This is a genomic window from Mesorhizobium sp. C395A, assembly GCF_030323205.1.
Classification (GTDB): Bacteria; Pseudomonadota; Alphaproteobacteria; order Rhizobiales; family Rhizobiaceae; genus Mesorhizobium.
Genome location: NZ_CP100473.1, coordinates 6,226,914 through 6,244,228, shown reverse-complemented (window position 1 = coordinate 6,244,228; position 17,315 = coordinate 6,226,914). Strand labels below are relative to the sequence as shown.

Annotated in this window: 14 protein-coding genes, 1 tRNA gene and 1 pseudogene; 7 read left to right on the top strand and 9 right to left on the bottom strand. The window is 64.0% G+C overall.

All coding sequences use genetic code 11. The features are described 5' to 3' along the window. Positions 1–29: 29 nt before the first annotated feature. Genes NLY37_RS30115 through NLY37_RS30105 form a run of 3 tightly spaced genes read right to left on the bottom strand, consistent with a single transcriptional unit; the run spans position 30 to position 2,751 of the window. Entirely contained in the window at positions 30–1,040 is a 1,011-nt protein-coding gene (locus tag NLY37_RS30115) for a succinylglutamate desuccinylase/aspartoacylase family protein (protein WP_023740479.1), read from the bottom strand. Positions 1,041–1,042: 2 nt separating this feature from the next. After that, complete coding sequence (locus NLY37_RS30110; RefSeq protein ID WP_023686804.1) at positions 1,043–1,387, bottom strand: RidA family protein; 345 nt, start codon at positions 1,385–1,387, stop codon at positions 1,043–1,045. A 38-nt stretch (positions 1,388–1,425) separates the two neighbouring features. Next, complete coding sequence (locus NLY37_RS30105) at positions 1,426–2,751, bottom strand: alanine racemase (protein WP_031199273.1); 1,326 nt, start codon at positions 2,749–2,751, stop codon at positions 1,426–1,428. Positions 2,752–2,822: 71 nt separating this feature from the next. Between NLY37_RS30105 and NLY37_RS30100 the strand changes: the two genes are divergently transcribed. Then, a complete protein-coding gene (locus NLY37_RS30100; protein ID WP_023692366.1) occupies positions 2,823–3,764 on the top strand; it encodes an amidohydrolase family protein in 942 nt (313 codons plus the stop codon). Here the strand turns inward: NLY37_RS30100 and NLY37_RS30095 are convergent. Genes NLY37_RS30095 through NLY37_RS30080 form a run of 4 tightly spaced genes read right to left on the bottom strand, consistent with a single transcriptional unit; the run spans position 3,738 to position 8,247 of the window. Next, positions 3,738–4,709 carry an ABC transporter permease gene (locus tag NLY37_RS30095; protein WP_023695084.1) on the bottom strand — a complete coding sequence of 324 codons (972 nt, stop codon included), beginning with the start codon at positions 4,707–4,709 and terminating at the stop codon, positions 3,738–3,740. The two genes, NLY37_RS30100 and NLY37_RS30095, sit on opposite strands and share 27 nt — an antisense overlap. Then, entirely contained in the window at positions 4,706–5,671 is a 966-nt protein-coding gene (locus NLY37_RS30090; RefSeq protein ID WP_023686801.1) for an ABC transporter permease, read from the bottom strand. The genes NLY37_RS30095 and NLY37_RS30090 overlap by 4 nt, the downstream gene beginning before the upstream one ends. Next, positions 5,668–7,167: a sugar ABC transporter ATP-binding protein gene (locus tag NLY37_RS30085; RefSeq protein WP_198024916.1), complete on the bottom strand. Its 1,500-nt coding sequence runs from the start codon at positions 7,165–7,167 to the stop codon at positions 5,668–5,670. Before NLY37_RS30085 ends, NLY37_RS30090 begins: the two co-directional genes overlap by 4 nt. Positions 7,168–7,194: 27 nt before the next feature. After that, positions 7,195–8,247: an ABC transporter substrate-binding protein gene (locus NLY37_RS30080; RefSeq protein WP_023748647.1), complete on the bottom strand. Its 1,053-nt coding sequence runs from the start codon at positions 8,245–8,247 to the stop codon at positions 7,195–7,197. 247 nt (positions 8,248–8,494) lie between these two features. On the opposite strand from NLY37_RS30080, the gene NLY37_RS30075 reads away from it, so the two are divergent. The 5 genes and pseudogenes from NLY37_RS30075 to NLY37_RS30055 all read left to right on the top strand — a co-directional run bounded on the left by NLY37_RS30075 (position 8,495) and on the right by NLY37_RS30055 (position 11,898). Beyond that, complete coding sequence (locus NLY37_RS30075; RefSeq protein ID WP_155923913.1) at positions 8,495–9,301, top strand: IclR family transcriptional regulator; 807 nt, start codon at positions 8,495–8,497, stop codon at positions 9,299–9,301. Positions 9,302–10,732: 1,431 nt separating this feature from the next. After that, positions 10,733–11,110, top strand: coding sequence for a hypothetical protein (locus tag NLY37_RS30070; RefSeq protein WP_023729078.1), 378 nt, complete (start codon positions 10,733–10,735; stop codon positions 11,108–11,110). Positions 11,111–11,139: 29 nt separating this feature from the next. After that, positions 11,140–11,268: a hypothetical protein gene (locus tag NLY37_RS30065; protein ID WP_023740475.1), complete on the top strand. Its 129-nt coding sequence runs from the start codon at positions 11,140–11,142 to the stop codon at positions 11,266–11,268. A 181-nt stretch (positions 11,269–11,449) separates the two neighbouring features. Next, positions 11,450–11,577, top strand: a pseudogene (locus NLY37_RS30060) (glutathione-dependent formaldehyde dehydrogenase); the annotation flags it as partial. Positions 11,578–11,643: 66 nt separating this feature from the next. Then, entirely contained in the window at positions 11,644–11,898 is a 255-nt protein-coding gene (locus tag NLY37_RS30055; RefSeq protein ID WP_023740474.1) for a hypothetical protein, read from the top strand. A gap of 144 nt (positions 11,899–12,042) precedes the next feature. On the opposite strand, the gene NLY37_RS30050 is transcribed toward NLY37_RS30055, so the two are convergent. Both NLY37_RS30050 and NLY37_RS30045 read right to left on the bottom strand, forming a co-directional pair. After that, a tRNA-His gene (locus NLY37_RS30050) sits at positions 12,043–12,119 on the bottom strand. Between the two features lie 346 nt (positions 12,120–12,465). Then, entirely contained in the window at positions 12,466–12,924 is a 459-nt protein-coding gene (locus NLY37_RS30045; RefSeq protein ID WP_023669330.1) for a phasin, read from the bottom strand. A gap of 324 nt (positions 12,925–13,248) precedes the next feature. On the opposite strand from NLY37_RS30045, the gene NLY37_RS30040 reads away from it, so the two are divergent. Continuing rightward, positions 13,249–17,253 carry a PAS domain S-box protein gene (locus NLY37_RS30040; RefSeq protein ID WP_023740473.1) on the top strand — a complete coding sequence of 1,335 codons (4,005 nt, stop codon included), beginning with the start codon at positions 13,249–13,251 and terminating at the stop codon, positions 17,251–17,253. The last annotated feature ends 62 nt before the right edge of the window (positions 17,254–17,315 follow it).

Here is a 17,315-nt window from a genome sequence, read left to right as displayed (position 1 = left end):
GAATATCCTCTGCCTGATCCTGGTTTGGCTCAGCCGTCGACCGGCTCTGCGACCTGCATGAGGCAGTCGCCCGCCTCACACATCGTGTGCAGCCGGCGCGACAGCACCAAGCCGCTTGCGGCGAAATGCAGGGCCTCCTCGGCAACATCGAGCCGCTCGAGATCGTGGTACCAGCCGGCCAATTGTCCTGAAGTGACACTGTCGCCGAGCCTGGCGGCGGGCTCGAACCAGCCGCGGCGGGTGGCATAGAGGCCCTGGCTGTGCCTGGACAGGGACAGCAGCCTTGTCGGCGCCGAAGGCTTTTCGCCAGCGCCAAGAACCGGCGCGCCGACCACACCCATTGCTATCATCAGACGGTCGAGTGCGCGGGCCGTGATCGCCATCGAATCGACCGTTGCGGTGCCACCGCCGCCGAACTCGCCGCTGACGCCGACGGCGCCGGCGCGGCGCGCTGCGCCCATCGAGGTTGGCGAGGCCTGGCCGTTGTCAGCGATAAAGCCGTAGGGCATGCCGAGCGTGCGCATCAGCTCGACGCCACGCCGGTGGCGCTCGGGATCGGCGTTGCGTTCGACCAGCGCGGTCGGCAGATGCTCCATCGACGTGCCGCCCGAATGGATATCGAAGACGACGTCGTGACGAGGAAACAGCTCCGTCTCAAGGAAATTGGCGAGCCGGCTTGTCGGCGTTCCCGAGGGATCGCCGGGAAACGCCCGGTTGAGATTGCCGCCGTCGAGCGGCGAGCAGCGCTTGGCGGCCATCACCGCAGGGGCGTTGGCCATCGGCATGATGGTGATGCGGCCCTTGATCCGCTTCGGATCGAGCCGGCGCGCCAGTTTTGCCAGCGACAGCTCGCCCTCATATTCGTCGCCGTGATTGCCGGCCATCAAAAGCAGTGACGGGCCGTCGCCATTGCGGATGAGGCAGATCGGCACCTTGACCTGAAAGTAGGGCGAGCGATCGATCGAGAACGGAATGCTTAGATGGCTGAGCGTCTTGCCGTCGCGGTCGAAATCGAGCGTGTGGGCGAGGCCGGTGTGCATGGTCAGACCGCCGCGACCGCGGTGATTTCGATGCGCAGATCAGGGTCGGCAAGCCGCGCCTCGACGCAGGCCCGCGCCGGCAGGCGGGCAGGATCGATCCAGGCATCGTAGATGCTGTTCATGGCCTCGAAATCACCGATCTGCGGCAGGAAGATGTTGACCGCCACCAACTTCGACTTGCTGCTGCCGACCTCGACCAGCAGCGCCTCGACTTTGGCAAGCACGTCGCTGGTCTGGCCTTCGATGCCGGCCTTGCGATCGTTGGCCACTTGGCCGGCTATGTGAACGAGGCCGCCATAGACGACTGCCTGCGACATGCGCGAGCCGGACTGAAAATACTTGATCATATCGGATCCTTTCGAGGTTCTCTTTTTGGGGGATCTGGTCAGCCGAACCAGGTGGGGAAAGCGTGGCGGACGTGGCCGGTCGCGTCGACGCCGAAGATCACGCGATAACGGTCGAGGCAGGTGCAGGGATGCGAGATGCCGAATTCGACGACGTCGCCGACGGCCACGTCGTCGCTCGGTGCAATCGACAGGAAGGAATGCTGGTCGTTGAGCTTGACCACCTCGGCGCGCGCCGCCGGCATCGGCAGCGGCTTGCAGGCACGAAAGACGGTGAGCGGCGTTGGAAAGCCCTGGTCGAACGACACGTCGCGCATGCCCATGCCGCAGATGACAAGGCCCGGCTCCGGACGCGACAGCACTTCGGCCCAAAGGCGTAGCGCAGGGCGAAAGGAATGCCGCGCCGAAGCGCTGATGCCGCCTATGGCAAAACCTTTGCGGGCATCGAGGGCGCCGAGCGAACGGTCATAGGTGCCGTGGTCGTGGAAGAAGATGGCGCCGCTGCGCAGCACCAGCGTTGCGTTGCCGTCGCTGGAAACGAGGGGTGCAAGCGCCGCGACCACCTGGTCGAAGAAGGCGGAGCCGCCGGCTGTGACGATCAGCGGTGCGTCGCCGCCGACGCGGGCACGCAGCCGCAGGAACATGTCGGCGGTCATTGCCAGCAGGCCGGATATCACCTCATCGGTGCGACCGGGCTCGGGTTGCGCCGCCGCCCCTTCATAGGTCGCAACGCCGGCGATCAGCAGCCGCCCGCCGACAGCCGTGATCGCATCGGCGATGGCCTCGGCTTGCGCGGTGGTGCGGGCGCCCGCCCTGCCCGCACCAAGTTCGACCAGCACGCGCAGCGGCGGCAGCGCCGCATTGGCGCGCCAAGCCTCGGCAAGCGCGTTCACGGCGTCGACCGAGTCGGCAAAGACATAGAGCTCGGCATCCGGCCAGGCACCAGCAAGCACGGCCAGCCGGTTGGCGCCGCCGGCTCCTCCAACCTCATTGGCGATGATCAGCCGTGTCAAGCCGGCCTTCAGCATCACTGTCGCTTGCCTGATGTCGGCGACCGTCGTGCCCCATGCGCCGGCCTCGACCAGCGACCGGGTAAGATCGGGCGCCATCGGCGTCTTGGCATGCGGAGCGATCGCAACATTGTGTTCGCGCGCATAGCGCAGGAACAGGTCGCGATTGGCGGAGAAGGCCGCCTCGTCGAGGGTCAGCACCGGAAGCGCCATGCGTCCATCGGCCGGATGCCAGTGCTCGGCCGCGACAAGGCTGCTGTCCAGCCCGGTTGTGCCGGGAGGCACGCCGCGGATGCGGTCGTCGAGCCGAAAATTTTCGCGCACCGAAAGGGCTGGAACCGGTGAGTTTTCAGTCATGCGATGCTAACCCTTTTACCGTCGCAGAACGAAGCCAGGATCGATCGCCGGTCACAGCCTGAGAGAGATACGTGCCAGAACCTTACGCCGGACCGATCATCGACGCCCATCATCATCTTTGGGATCTCAGACTGGGACGGCATCCCTGGCTCGCCGCCACGGCCAGCGAGCGCGGCGGCCTCGGCGAGCTTGGCCCCTTGCGGCGGAACTATCTGCCCGGGGATTATGCGCGCGATGCCATAGGGCATAATGTCGTCGCCACCGTCCATGTCGAAGCCGGCTGGGCGAGTGGCGACTGCATCGGAGAAACGCGCTGGCTTGAAACACTCGACAAATCGCGCGGCGTCGCCGCCCGCTATGTCGTTCACGTGCCGCTCGCCGATCGCCAGGCGCCGGCGCTGATCGAAGCGCAAGCCGCGTTCGAGCGTGTCGCCGGCGTGCGCGACATATTGAGCTGGGATCCCGACCCTGCCCGCCGTTTTGCGGCCCGTGACGGCATCATGGACGATCCGGCCTGGCGCGCCGGGCTTGCCTTGCTTGGCCAGCATCGGCTGGCCTTCGACATGATGGTGTTTCCGCGCCAGCTCGCCGACGCGGGGCTGCTTGCCAGGGCCTTCCCCGATCAGCAATTCGTGCTCAACCATTGCGGTAGCCCGATCGACCGCGACGCCGATGGCATGCAGGTGTGGCGCGACGGGCTGCGGCTTCTGTCGCAATGCGACAACGTCGCCATCAAAATATCGGATCTGGTCGCCTACGATCATGACTGGACGCTCGACAGCCTGAAGCCCGTCGTCCTGCATTGCATCGATTGTTTCGGCACCGGTCGCGCCATGTTCGGCAGCGACTTTCCGGTCGCCGGCCTGCATGCCTCGTTCGATGACATATATGACGGCTTCAAAACCATCACAGCGGACTTTTCCGCCGACGAGCAGACGGCGCTGTTCTTCGGCAACGCAAGGCGCATCTATCGGCTCGACGATGTGTCATCGGCGCGCCTGCTCCCGGCCTGAGAGCAGCAGCAGGCCGAGGATCAGCGAGCCGAACAGGATGCTGCGCCAGCCGGGCGATGCGTTGACGACGGTGATCAGCGCGGTGATGGTGACCAGCAGGATGGCGCCGGGGATGGTGCCGGCATAGGTGCCAAGCCCGCCGAGGATCGAGGTGCCACCGAGGACCACGGCGGCAATCGAGGCGAGCAGATAGGGATCGCCGATGCCGACATAGCCCTGTCCGTTCATGCCCAACACGAGCACGCCGGCAAGTCCCGAGCAGAAGCCGCTGATGCCGTAGACCGCAAGCGTCGTGGACGTGACCGGAACACCGGACAGCGCCGCGGCAAGCGGGTTGGCGCCCATGGCAAAAATCCGGGCGCCGAGCGATGTCGCATGCATCGTGGTCAGCACGATCGCCGAGACGACCACCCACAACAATACGCCAGCGGGAATGCCGGCCGGCCGGCCATTGCCGAGCCAGTGGACCAGCGGGTTCTCGGCGGTCACGGCGCTGCCGCCGGCGATGATGATCAACAGACCCTGCAAGAATGTCGCCATGGCCAATGTCATGATCATCGGGTGGACGCGCAGCAAAGCGACGCCGAGCCCGTTGACCAGGCCGATTGCCGTGGTCAGCACCAGAACGGCAAGAATGGCGGTGATGCCGGTCGGATCCACCTGCCACGACAGCAGCGGCAGGCTGACGGCGCTGACCGTGACGATGGCCGCGACGGAAAGGTCGATGCCGCCGGCGATCACCACAAAAGTCTGGCCCGCGGCAACCAGGCCGATGACGGCGCCGAGCTCCACCAGATAGCGCAGATGGCCATAAGCGCCGAAGCCGCGCGAAACGAAGCTCGCCACGATCCAGACCGCGGCAACGATGGCAACGGTGAGAAACGGCCGGCTGCGCAGGACCGTCAGGGCGCGTTTGCCGCCCGCGCTGTCATTCCATGCTGTCATTGCTGTGCCTTGCGGAATTGCGGGATGGCGACCGCGCCGATGATGATCAGGCCCTGGGCCACATATTGTGCGACCGGCGTGAAGCCGAGGAAGAACATGACGCTGATCATCAGGCTGAGCAGCAGGCTGCCGGCAAGCGCGCCGCGCATCGTGCCCTGGCCGCCGAGGAAGCCGATGCCGCCGAGCACCGCAGCGGCAATCGAGTTCAGGGTAAAGGCGGCGCCGATGACCGGGTCGCCCGAACCGGTCTGTGCGGCGACGAACAAGCCGGCGCCGGTGGAGAGCAGACCGCTGATCGCATAGGCCGCAATGCGCGCGCCGTCGACCGGCACGCCGGAGCGATAGGCGCCGACCGGATTCTCGCCGGCGGCATAGAGGCTCAAGCCAAGCGGCGTGGCGAGATAGAGCTTCCACAGGAGAACGATGAGCACCAGCAGCACGAATGCCGCCGGTGTGTTGCCGGCAAGCAGGTCGGACAGCCACGCCGGGATTGCGCCGCCGGGCCGCGGCAGGATCAGCAGTGCGGCGCCGCCGATGATGAACGACCCGGCAAGCGTCACCACGATGGCCGGCAGCCGAAGCCGTACCACGATGAAGCCGGTCGCCGCCCCGATGCCGAGGCCCGTCAGCGCCACCGCGGCAGTGCCCCCGGCGACGCCCAGCGGCCCGGCCATCGTCGTCGCGGCGATGACCGCGCCCAAGCTGACCGTCGCGCCGATGGCCAGGCTGATGCCGCCGGTGAGCATCAGGATCGCCTGCGCCATCGCGACCAGAGCCAATGGAAACCAGCTCTGCGTGAATTTGGCGAAGCCGGACGCCGTGAACAGACCCGGAAAGAGGACGCCATAGGCGATGAGAAACACCAGGACGACGGCAAACAGGCTGCGCACGCCGACATTGCGACGCAGTTGCACCGGCCAGTAGAGCGCGCCGGTCTGCCGGGCGGAGGAAGATGTGTTCATGCCGCAACCTTCCGCTGTTCGGCGCCCATCGCCGCGGAGACGATGGCTTCCTCGCTCAGCGCTCCACGCGCCAGCATGGCGACGATGCGGCCTTCGCGGACGATGGCTACACGGTCGCAAAGGTGCACGAGTTCGGGCGTGTCGGAACTGAGCAGCACGACCGCCTTGCCGGCGGCGGCGAAATTGCGAAGCATCATGTAGATCTCACGCTTGGTTTCGACGTCGACGCCGCGCGTCGGATCGTTGAGCAGAAGCACCAACGGGTCGTGCGGCATCCATTTCGCCAGCGCCACCTTCTGCTGGTTGCCGCCCGATAGAGCCTGCGCCGCCCGGCCGAGGTGACCCTTGATGCCGAGTTGGGCGGCAAGGCTTTTGGCCGTCTCGCGCTCTGCGCGGCGGCTGCGCAGCTTCAGCGCCGGCAGCCTGGCAAAGGCGGGCAGCATCATGTTGGTGATGATGGGATGGATCAGGTGCAGGCCCTCGCGCTTGCGATCCGCGGGCACATAGGCCAGCCCCAGCGCGTTGGCTTTCGGCACGCCGCCGGGCAGGCCGGAGGCGCCGTTGACGGTCGCCGACGCCGTCCGTGCCGGAATGGCGCCGTAGAGACCGAGCAGCAGATCTTCCTGCCCTTGCCCGACCAGGCCGCCAATGCCAAGCACTTCGCCCGTTTTGATATCCAGATCGACGTCGCGCATCAGGCCGGCCGAAAGATTTCGGACGGAGATAGCGTCGGCAAGCAAACTGGAAGGCTGCCATTGCGGAAAAAGATCACCGGGATCGCGGCCGACCATCAGCCGAACCAACCCGGCGGCGTCGGTGCCTTCCAGGGTGCGGTCGGCCGTGCAGGTGCCGTCCTTCAGCACGGTGACGTGCTGGCACAGCGCCATGACTTCGTTCAGTCGGTGCGAGATGTAGAGAATGGCGATGCCTTCGCCGCGCAACCGCTGCAGCAGATCGGTGAGGATTTTGGTTTCGGTTGCCGATAGCGACGATGTCGGTTCGTCGAGAATGAGCACGCGCGGCCGGCGGTAGAGCGCCTTGGCGATCTCCACCATCTGGCGGCGGCCGAGCGACAGATGCCCGACCGGCGTCGACAGCGGCTCGTGCAGCCCGACAAGTTCGCATGCGGCCCTCGCCCGCGCAGCGAGTTCGCGGTAGTCGATCAGGCCGAACCGTTTGGGATAGGCGCCGAGACCAATATTTTCGGCGATGGAAAGACTGGCCGTCAGGCTGAGTTCCTGCTGGACGACGGCGATGCCGGCCTGCCGCGCAACAGCCGGCGTCATGCGTGAGACCGCGCGTCCATCGACCTCGATCGTCCCGCCATCCGGTCTCAAGGCGCCGGACAAAAGGTTGATCAAGGTCGACTTTCCGGCGCCGTTCTCGCCGAGCAGCGCATGCACGCGGCCCGGCTGGAGAGCGATTGAAACGTCGCGCAGGACGGGGTTGCCGAAGAAAGACTTCGACACACCCCGCGCCGCGAGCAGCGGAGCCATGGTTGTCAACGCTACAACCCTTCAGGCTTATTTCTGAGCCAGCAGCTTCTTGAACAGCTCCTCATCGTAAGGAGAAAAGATGTAGCCGTCAGCCGGGAAGTCCTTGGCCCGGGCGAGGTATTCGTCGATGTTGGAATTGTCGATCACCGGCAGCGGAATCTTGACGAAAGCCGGCACATCCTTGCCTTCCAGCGCCTGGACGGCAGTGTAGGTGGCGAAGGCGCCGAGCCAGTTCGGCTGCATCGTCGCCCAGCTCTTCAAGCCCTTTTCTTTCCAGAGTTCCAAAAACTGCCGGGCGTTCTCACCGGTGATCGGCACCTGTTCACGGCCCTGCTTGTCGAGGGCCAGCACGGCGCCTGCCGACAGAGCGCCGCCGAGCGACAGGATGCCGTCGATCTCGGGGTTGGCGAAGAGGAGGCTGGTGACGGCTTCCTGTGCCGGCGCGACGTTGTAGGGCGTGTTGGTCTCGGCAAGCACCGTCACGTCGGGATGGGCCTTGAGCTCAGCGTCGGCGCCTTTGCGCCTGTCATCGCTGACCGAAACCCCGGCCGGGCCGTTGAGGATGAGAATCTTGCCCTTGCCGCCGATAGCGTCGATCAGGAACTTGGCCGCCTGGTCGCCCCATTGCGAAGAATCGGTGTTGACCTTGGCGGTGACCTTGTCGGTGTCGACGAGGCTGTCGAAGTTGATGATGGCGATGCCCTTGGCGCAGGCATCGGCCAGAACGCGTGCCGGTGCGGTCGACGAACCGGCGATCAGGATGATGGCGTCGACATCGGAATCGATCATCGACTGGATCTGCTGGATCTGGACGTTGGCATCGCCCTGAGCGTCGGTGACGACGAGCTTGTCGACCAGTCCCTGCTTCTTCAGGGTCTCGACTTCGGCTTCGATCGTGCCCTGGGTCTGCTTCATCCAGGTCGGCACGGAATAGATGTTGGCCCAGCCGATCGTGTACGGCGCCTTGCGGTCGCCCTTGATGCAGTTGGCGGCGGCATTGGCCTGCGAGGCGACGCCAAAGCTCAGCACGAGACCGAGGCAAAGCGCGCTGGCGGATGCGAAAAACGGTGATTTCATCATGACTGTTCCCTTCAGAGGTTGTGGCCTCGACGTGCAGAACAAGGCGAGGAAACCCGTCGGTCGCCGGGTCTTGGAAACCGTGTGTCCTCTCGGGATTTGTCTGCGTCAGGCTCGTTAGTTTGTCTGGTATTTCAGACTTTGTCTGGTATTTCAGACAATGTGTCTGTATATCGGACAAATTGGATGCTAGACCGAGCCTTGACATCTTTCAAGCGCCTTGAGACGAGAACCGAAATGATTTTGGCGGATGGTCATGAGCGACGGCACTAACGATGCGATCGGGAAGGAAGCCGGCGCGGAGCCGCGCAATGGCGAACGACGACGCGGCATTGACCGCGTAATCATGCTGCTCGAGGCTTTGCTGCGGCACCGCGCGCCAATGCGCGTCGGCGACATCGCCAAGATGATCGGCGCGCCGCGTTCGACCACCTACGAGATCGTCAACAGCCTGCTCGACGCCGAAATGCTCGAAAACGTCGGCGGTGAAGGTTACGTCTATTTCGGACGCGCCATGCATCTGTTCGGCTGGGCCTACTCACATCACAACGCCCATTACCGTCGCATCATCGAGACCTTGGATAAGTTGGCCGCCGAGACAGGCGAGACGGTCCAGCTATGCGGCCTGCGTGGCAACAAATACGTCGTTCTTGACTGCCGAGATTCGCCGGGCCCGTTCCGCATTTCAAGCGATGTCGGGGTTGAGGTGCCGATCCCATGGACGGCATCCGGACGGCTGCTCCTCGGCCATATGAACGAGCAAGAGTTGAGGGATTTCATCCCATCTGGCGACTACAAGCTTCCCGACGGCCGCATCATTGCACCAGCCGAATTCTTTGCCGATGTTGCCTTGGCCCACCGGCAGGGTTTCAGCGAGACCACAGCCTTGGCCGACCGTTTCACCTGGTGCATGGCGGCCCCCATCCGTGACGGCCACGGCGCCATCAAAAGGACCTTGTGTTTGGTGTTACCCGTCGACACGCCGGAGCCACGGCGCGACGAACTGCTTGCGTTGCTGCGCGAGCGCGCCCGTGGACTGTCTCTGGCGGGAGGCTGACGATCAGCCGTCGTGCCCTCTGGTTGAAGCCTCTTAAAGGCACATGGATTCCGCTCTTCCCCATTGGTTCCATTTAGGTTCGGGACCTTAGTCCCATAGTCGGTGGATAAGGTCCGAACCAGGGAACACGCAACCGGAAGCCACATTAGGAGAAGACCGTCGATCAAAGTCCCTTCATCGCCGGTTGAGGATCCCGCCGCTCTTACTGTCGAGAGCGCGGCGGGATCCTTACGCGCGGAGCGAGCACATGAGATTTGTCGAAATTTTCACAGATGTGCTTACGGCCCTGCTTCTCGCTTTATTCGTGTGCGGGATATTCGCTGTTTTCGGAGGCCATCTGGTTCCTCCACGCTACGCAAAGATGGTGTTGCTGCCGGACCTGGATAAGATGACGACTGCATCATCTACACCCAGCTTGCCCGATTCCATCGACTTGCAACTCCAAAAGCGCCCAGAGGTGCAAAGGTCTGCCGGCGTGACACAGCGCGCAGTCGGTCTGGAGCCGCCAGTGCCATCCAGCAAGCGGTAATAATCAGCGGAGGTTTTCGTGACTTTCAGCTATCAGAGAGCGTCGGCGATTATTGACAGACCCGGGCACCTGAATTTGGCTGAAATCGCCGCTCCAAATTTCCGCATCTGCTGTTGGATTGTTTTCATCAACAGGTCCGAACGCTATGGCGAAGCAGGTTGAGCTGGCGGCGTTCCTGGCTGATCCCCGCCAGTGCTTGATCGCGGCGTCGGATCCTTGTCGAGCTTGGGATTTCGGTCCACCGGTTCGCCATTCACATCATCGGCCTTGGAGTTTGCAGGGTCCGTTTGGCCAGGATTTGGGCTGTAAGTATCTGGCGATGGAACCCGGCTGTTTTGCTGTGTCGCCGGTGTCTTAGCCTGCTCGCCATAGATTTCAGCGATCCCCCAGGCAACGAGCGCCAAGACAAGGCCTGCCAAGAGCACGCCAAGGACCGGTCGCCCCAAGCCACCCTGCCTGGCCCGCTTTTCCGGAATGTTTCTGCTCATGATCGCAACCTTGGGCTAAGAGGAGTGGCCCGCGCTCCAGGAGCGAAGACGCGGGCAGTCAAGAGCTCCGGATGTTGGCCATGCGGCGAACAGGGAACTCGCTGCACATACCGAACTCGCTGGCGCTGTTGATGTTCCCACGGAATCCAAACAGCGCGCCGCCGGGAGCCCGACTGGCAATTTGGGTTGGAGTGGCTGGAACGAGCCAGCTCAAGGTCAACGAGCGGCGGTGTGCGTAAGCGGGCATTGCGAGCCAGACTGGAACTTTGCCGAATCTGCCGCGTTGCCGACCATGGCCGACTACAACGAGACCACCAATCCGGTGCTGACCGGTTGCAAGGCCCGCGTTGCCACCAGAGACATCTGTTTGAAGGCTATCTGAAATTTGCTCCTCGTTGTCGGCGATTCCGCCCAATGGAACATCCTGATCCGCTCGCGGTTGGGGAAGCCCGGGCCAGCGGCAGGAGCATCATCATGAACGTCGAACGTAACCCGGCCGAAGACAGAGGCGATATTCAGTCTGGGGTGACAGAGGACAAGACGCCGGGATTCGACCCGGCGGCGGCGCCCATGGAAACCGATGCCGAAGCGGCAGACACCGGCGCCGTGCCGGTTCCCGCAGCGACGGGCACGCCGGCTTTCGCTAATCAAGCAAGCTTCGCCAATGCGATGCGGCGGCCGGACGACGAGAGCGCCCCGGCCCCGAGTAAAAATGGCCCGGTGCTGGCCATTGTCGCGCTTGTCGTCGTTGCCGCCGTCGTGTTCGTTGTCGCCGCGATGCTGGCGCGATAGCCTGCGCTTGCGCCAAAACGCGTTTAAGGATGTGGCCGTGGGCAGCAGGCGATCAGCGGCTGGAAAAGCAGGTTGCAGCCGCGCATGCCACGCCGGCCGGCACCCCGACCGAGCAGCATTGCGGCATGGCCGAACCCGGCTCGGCCGCCATGGGTTGAGGCCAGATGCTCGTTCGAAGCGGGAACATTTCACATCAAGCCAAGTTCGGGCTCGCAGAGCTTGTCGTCAAGGAACAGCACATGAAGGCCCTCACATGGCGCGGCAAAGGCCACATACGTTGCGAACAGGTGGCCGATCCGACGATCCAGGATGAACGCGACATCGCTGCAGAAAGTTCAGAACGGCGATATCGACCCGTCATTCGTGATCACCCATCGGGTGGCGTCGAGGCCAGGCCCGAGCTTTACAAAACCTTCCGCGACAAGGAGGACGGCTGCATCAAAGTCGTGATGCGCCCGCACGGCTGACCGTTCTGTCCAATGGCCCGACTTTGTTGTCCGGCCGTCTGCATGCTGAAAAGGCGAGAGTTGAAAATGGCCAAGGATAAACCCGCATCGACAAACCCGGCCGCCACACCCCCGGTCAGGTCGCCTGACGCCGCCGGCCTGCCACATCCCCGTCGCGATGCTGAAGACAGCGATTCCGGCGCCAAGCCGACGGCGCCCAAGACCGCCGGCGCCCAGCAAGCGTCCAGATCGCCGCTCGACAGCCGTATTGCAAATCGCAATGCCGGCCGCCCTCGTCAGGCAGGCACGACGCCTCGGCCGACCGACGAATCGCTGGAGTAAAATGAAACCTAAGCTGTGGCGCGGGTATCCGCACCGCGGCGTGTGTGCAGTCAGGGTCTTCCTGCCCTGCCGACAGCGCCATACAGGTCTTGATCTCTCGTGGACCGTCGGGATCGGCAATCAATACTTTAGCGGGAAATTCGATGGTACCGTTGGCTGGGATCGAACCAGCGACCTCCGGATCCACAATCCGGCGCTCTAACCATCTGAGCTACAACGGCACGTTCGCCTGAGCCAGATCGTGGTGAAAATTCATTCTCCGAGATCCGCTCTGTCGTTCGGCGATGCGTCCAATACGGTCTATCAGAGACTAATTCAAGGCCTTTGATAAGGCAAAGCCGGTTCTGCCAACAGGCGCCGGTTTCTTCGGCAAAAGAAAAAGGCCGGCGGGAGGAGGTGCCGGCCTTTTCCTGTTACGAGCCAGCGGGAGGAGGTGCTGGCTGGTCACCCCGGAGAGCAGAGGGAGGAGGTTCCACTCGCCGGGTATTCATTTGGACAACTCTATTGCACACCTATTTGTCTGACGAAATGCGACGTTTTGATGCATCGCAGAGTTGTGCGCAATTATTAGGCGGCCTTGATGTCTTTCAGGGCCTTCTCGAAAGCGGTCTTGACCGGCTTGGAGACGTCTTCGGCAGCCTTCGAAGCAACAGCCTGGAAGTCCTTGGCCTGCTCGACCGTGGTCTCGACGCGCTTGCGCAGGAAGGCGGTCTGCAGTTCGACTACTTCCGACAGCGACTTGGCGCCGATGAGGGCCTCGAGATGCGAGAAGCCGGCTTCGGCATTGGCGCGCAGAGCGGCGATCGTCTTGAGCGACAGGTCGCTGGAAACGGTCTTGGCAGTCTCGAAGGTCGATTCCAGGACTTTCTGGGTCTCTTCGGCGCCGGTCTTCAGCTTGGAGTAGGCTTCCTTCGACTGCTCGACGCCCTTTTCGGCGAAAGCGCGGATCTGGTCGGTTGCCTTGGAAGCGTCGAAGCTCGGGAATTCGACGTTTTCGATGGTCTCAGCGGTCTTGGCCTTGGTCATTTTCCATCCTTTCGGGGTAGCGGCTTTGACAAAAAGCCGTCTCGTTCATGTATGATGGCAATATAGCGGTTTTTTTGTGCGATGCAATATCTTTGTTGCAGTGCACCATAAATTTCTTCCCATGCGTCACCCAAGAGGTTATCCAGGGACATTCCGAGACGCTGTTAACCAAGTGGCCAGAGATTCCACCTGCTTCCCGCCATGGCTTGTGGACCTTCGCCGCGCGGGCTTTTATTAACAAAGCGTTAACTGCAAATTGCCCGCCTTGTAGGTTCGCCAAGAGGGGTTCGCCAAGAGGTTTCACCGAAAGGGTCCGCCAAGCGCATGCCTTCCGAGAACTACTCTTTCCTCGATGTCGCCGTGCTTGATGCGGTTCGCCAGCGCTTCGCCGCCGGCGACGCGATCGCGATTCTGTCGGCCGACCTCGAACAGGTGATCTGGGCCAACGGCCCGGGCGCTGCGGTGTTCGGCTATCCCGATATCGAGGCCATCATCGGCGCCTCGGCTCAGCTGCCGCTGATCGCCAGGCGCCAGATCATGGCGACCGCGGGCTTCCCGCAGATCGGCAGCGACCGCGCCATTACGGTACGGCTGGCGACCGGCATCACCAGCCGCGCCGTCGGCTTCCTGGCCAGTGCGGTGACTATGCCGGACGGCGAAAGCGCCATTATGCTGGTGGTGCCGGCAGCGCAGGCCGGCTCGCGCAGTGCTGCCGACATTGGGACCCGCGCCATCAGCGGCTTTACCGAAGACGGCCATTTCATCGCCTTTGTCGACGCCGCCGGCACTGTCGAGGCGGCTTCGGATGGCTTTGGCGCGCTCGCCATCCGGCCTGAGACGCTGGCCGCGCTTGTCGCCGACGTGGCGAGCCAGGACGACCGCATCGTCAAGCGGCTGGTCCCCGGCGGCGCCACGTCCTATCCGGCCGGCTTCGCGCGCCTGACCGAGTCCAGGCATCTGCTGGTGGTCATCGACGAGGATCAGCTCGGTGAGGAAAATCCTGTCGGCGAGCTGGATGCCGAACCTGCTGCAGCGCAGGTCGACGATGGCCCGGCGCAAGCCGCCGCGGAGAACGCGGTAACGGTGGATGCGGTGGCTGACCACCCCACCGCAAGCGGGAATCAGGGCGCCCCACTGGCGGCCGCGCCTGATGTCGGGGAGACAGGTCCGGCTGCCACCGAGCATGATGCTTCGGCGTCAACCGATACAAAGGCGGACCATCGCGAGCAGACGACCGGCCGCGAGCAGGCGGCGAATGACAGCGCGCCGGCGCAACATGATCATTGGTACTTCCATGCCGGCGAAGAGCCGCAGGCGGGCGAGCCGGACAGCCCGGCGCAGGCCGAGCCGGACTCTGTTTCCCCGGCCGAGAGTGCGCAGTTGGACAGCAGTGCCGCTGCGCCCGCCCTGCCGTCCGACGCAGCCCCACCGGCTGCGCCTCCCGCCAAACGTGAGGTCGACCGCTCGGCGCCGCCGCTGCGCTTCGTCTGGCGCACCGACGCCGAGGGCAAGTTCAGCGCGCTGTCGCCGGAATTCGGCGACATTGTCGGCAAAGCCGCCGCCGACGTGATCGGCCGCCGCTTCAAGGACGTCGCGACAACTTTCGGCCTCGACGCCTCGGGCGAGATCGCGGGCCTGCTTGAACGGCGCGACACCTGGTCGGGCCGCTCGGTACTGTGGCCGGTTGCCGGCTCCGACCTGAAGATACCGGTCGATCTGGCAGCACTGCCTGTCTATGGCCGCAGCCGCGCCTTCGAAGGTTTTCGTGGTTTCGGCGTCGCCCGCGCCGGCGATGCGGTGGTCGATCCGGAAGCAATCGGCATGGCGCTGGTCCCCAATGGCGCGCCAGCGGCAGCAGCTGAGCCGGCCCCGGAACAGCCCGTGGCGGAAGCTCCCAAGGCGGCCGATCCGTTCGAGGGCGAAGTGCCGGCACTGACCATCGTGCCGAAGCAGGAACGTCGTTTTGCCGACAAGGTCATCCGGCTGGCCGAGCATCGGCAGCCCGCCAACGACAAGCAGCCGACAAGCGAGAGGGGCCTGTCGACGCTGGAGCGCAGCGCTTTCCGCGAAATCGGCGAGCGGCTGAAGAAGGACAATCCCCCGCCGGAGCAGCCGGAGACTGCCAAGCAGGCCGAACCGGCCAATCCGGATCAGGTAATGCCAGACCAGGCCAAGGCAGATGAGCCCAAGCCGGATCATGTCGAGGCGGACCAGCCTGAAACAGCCGCGCCAGCCCGGCGGCCCGCCGAGGTCTCGAGTCCGGGCGAAGCCGGCCCGGCTGCCGTGGCTGAACCATCGGCAACCGCACCCGAAAATGAAACGGCTGAGGCCGAACCGCCGGAAAGCGATGCCGAGGACGAAAAGGATCTCGCGCGGCTTGACGGCGAGCAGCCGGACGACGGCCTTGCGGACGGCGAAGCAGGCGAGGCGAAGGCGCCGACAGTGTCGCGCTCCCTGCTCGACTATGCCGATCCCGAACCAGGCTCCGTCACCGGAGACAGTACGGAAGCAACGTCTTCCAACGACGAACCGGCGCCGGCTCCCGAACCGGATGATACGCAAGCGCAAGAGATCGTCGAGGCCGCAGAGCCACAGCCGGTTGTTGCCGAGATGCCGGCCAATGCCGGTGAAGACGACAGCATGACGTCGGCCGATTTCCGCGATGCCGAGGACAATGAGGATTGGGCGCCGTCCGACGAGGCGACTGACTCGGCCGTGGAAGACGGGGACAAGGCCGGCGATGCGGACACAGTGCCGGCAGAACCACAGCGCCTGAAAGTGCCGCCGCTCAAGCTTGAGGGGTTTATGCCTTCGGCATTCTCGGCCGGAGATGAACACAAGGCCCCTGACACGTCGATCCTCGGCAAGCTGCCGGTGCCGCTGCTCATCCATTCGGGCGACGAGCTTCATTACGCCAATGAGGAATTCCTCGGCCTGACCGGCTATGACACGCTTGAGGACCTGAGCGACGCCGGCGGGCTCGACGCGCTGTTTGCCGACCCCTATTCAGAAACGGCCGGCGAAAGCGACCACACACTCAAACTGAAGACGCGCGAGGGCCAGGAATTTCCGATCGAAGCCATTTTGCGTTCGGTGCCGTGGCGCTCCGGCAAGGCGCTGATGCTGGTGGTGCGACGTACCGGCGATAACGAGCCGCCGATGGTTGCGCATCTCGCAGGCGAGGAGCAGACGCAGCCCGATGTCTCCGAACTCAAAGCGCGCATTGCCGAGATGCGCACCATCATCGACACCGCGACCGATGGTGTGGTGTTGATCGGCCGCGACGGCGACATCCGCTCGATCAGCCGGCCGGCCGAGGCGCTGTTCGGCTTCGACAGCGACGACGTCACCGGCAAACCGTTCGCCTCGCTGTTTGCCATCGAAAGCCAGCGCGCGGCCCGCGACTATCTGAACGGCCTGTCCGAGCCCGGCGTGGCGAGTGTGATGAACGATGGCCGCGAGGTGATCGGGCGCGAGGCGCAAGGGCGCTTCATCCCGCTGTTCATGACCATCGGCAGGCTGCCCAATGACAGCGGCTTCTGCGCCGTGGTGCGCGACATCACGCAGTGGAAGCGGGCCGAAGAGGATCTGACCCAGGCGCGCGCGGTGGCCGAGCGCGCCTCCTCGCAGAAGACCGATTTCCTCGCCCGCATCAGCCACGAGATCCGCACGCCGCTCAACGCCATTATCGGCTTTTCCGAGCTGATGGTGGACGAGAAGTTCGGCCCGGTAGCCAATGACCGCTACCGCGACTATCTCAGAGACATCAACCGCTCGGGCAACCATGTGCTCGATCTCGTCAATGACCTCCTCGACATTTCGAAGATCGAGGCCGGCCAGCAGGAAATGGACTACGAGGCGGTGTCGCTCAACGATACGCTGGCCGAGACGGTGGCGATGATGCAGCCGCAGGCCAACCGCGAGCGTGTCATCATTCGCTCCAGCTTCGCCTCGCGACTGCCGGAAGTCGTCGCCGACCTCAGAAGCGTGCGCCAGATCGCGCTCAACATCCTGTCCAACGCCATTCGCTATACGCAAGCCGGCGGACAGGTGATCGTGTCGACCGCCTATGAAACCTCCGGCGACGTTGTCATGCGGGTGCGCGATACCGGCATTGGCATGAGCCATGCCGAGATCGAGCAGGCGCTGAAGCCATTCAAGCAGATCAATGCGCTGAAGCGCGGGCGTGGCGACGGCACCGGTCTCGGCCTGCCGCTGACCAAGGCGATGGTGGAAGCCAACCGCGCCCGCTTCACCATCACCTCGACGCCGGGCGAAGGGACGCTGGTCGAGGTCGCCTTCCCGTCGACGCGGGTGCTTGCCGAATAGGGCCGGCCATTCCCGGGCGAGAATCCCGGACAAAGAAAAGGCGTCCAACAGGACGCCTTAGA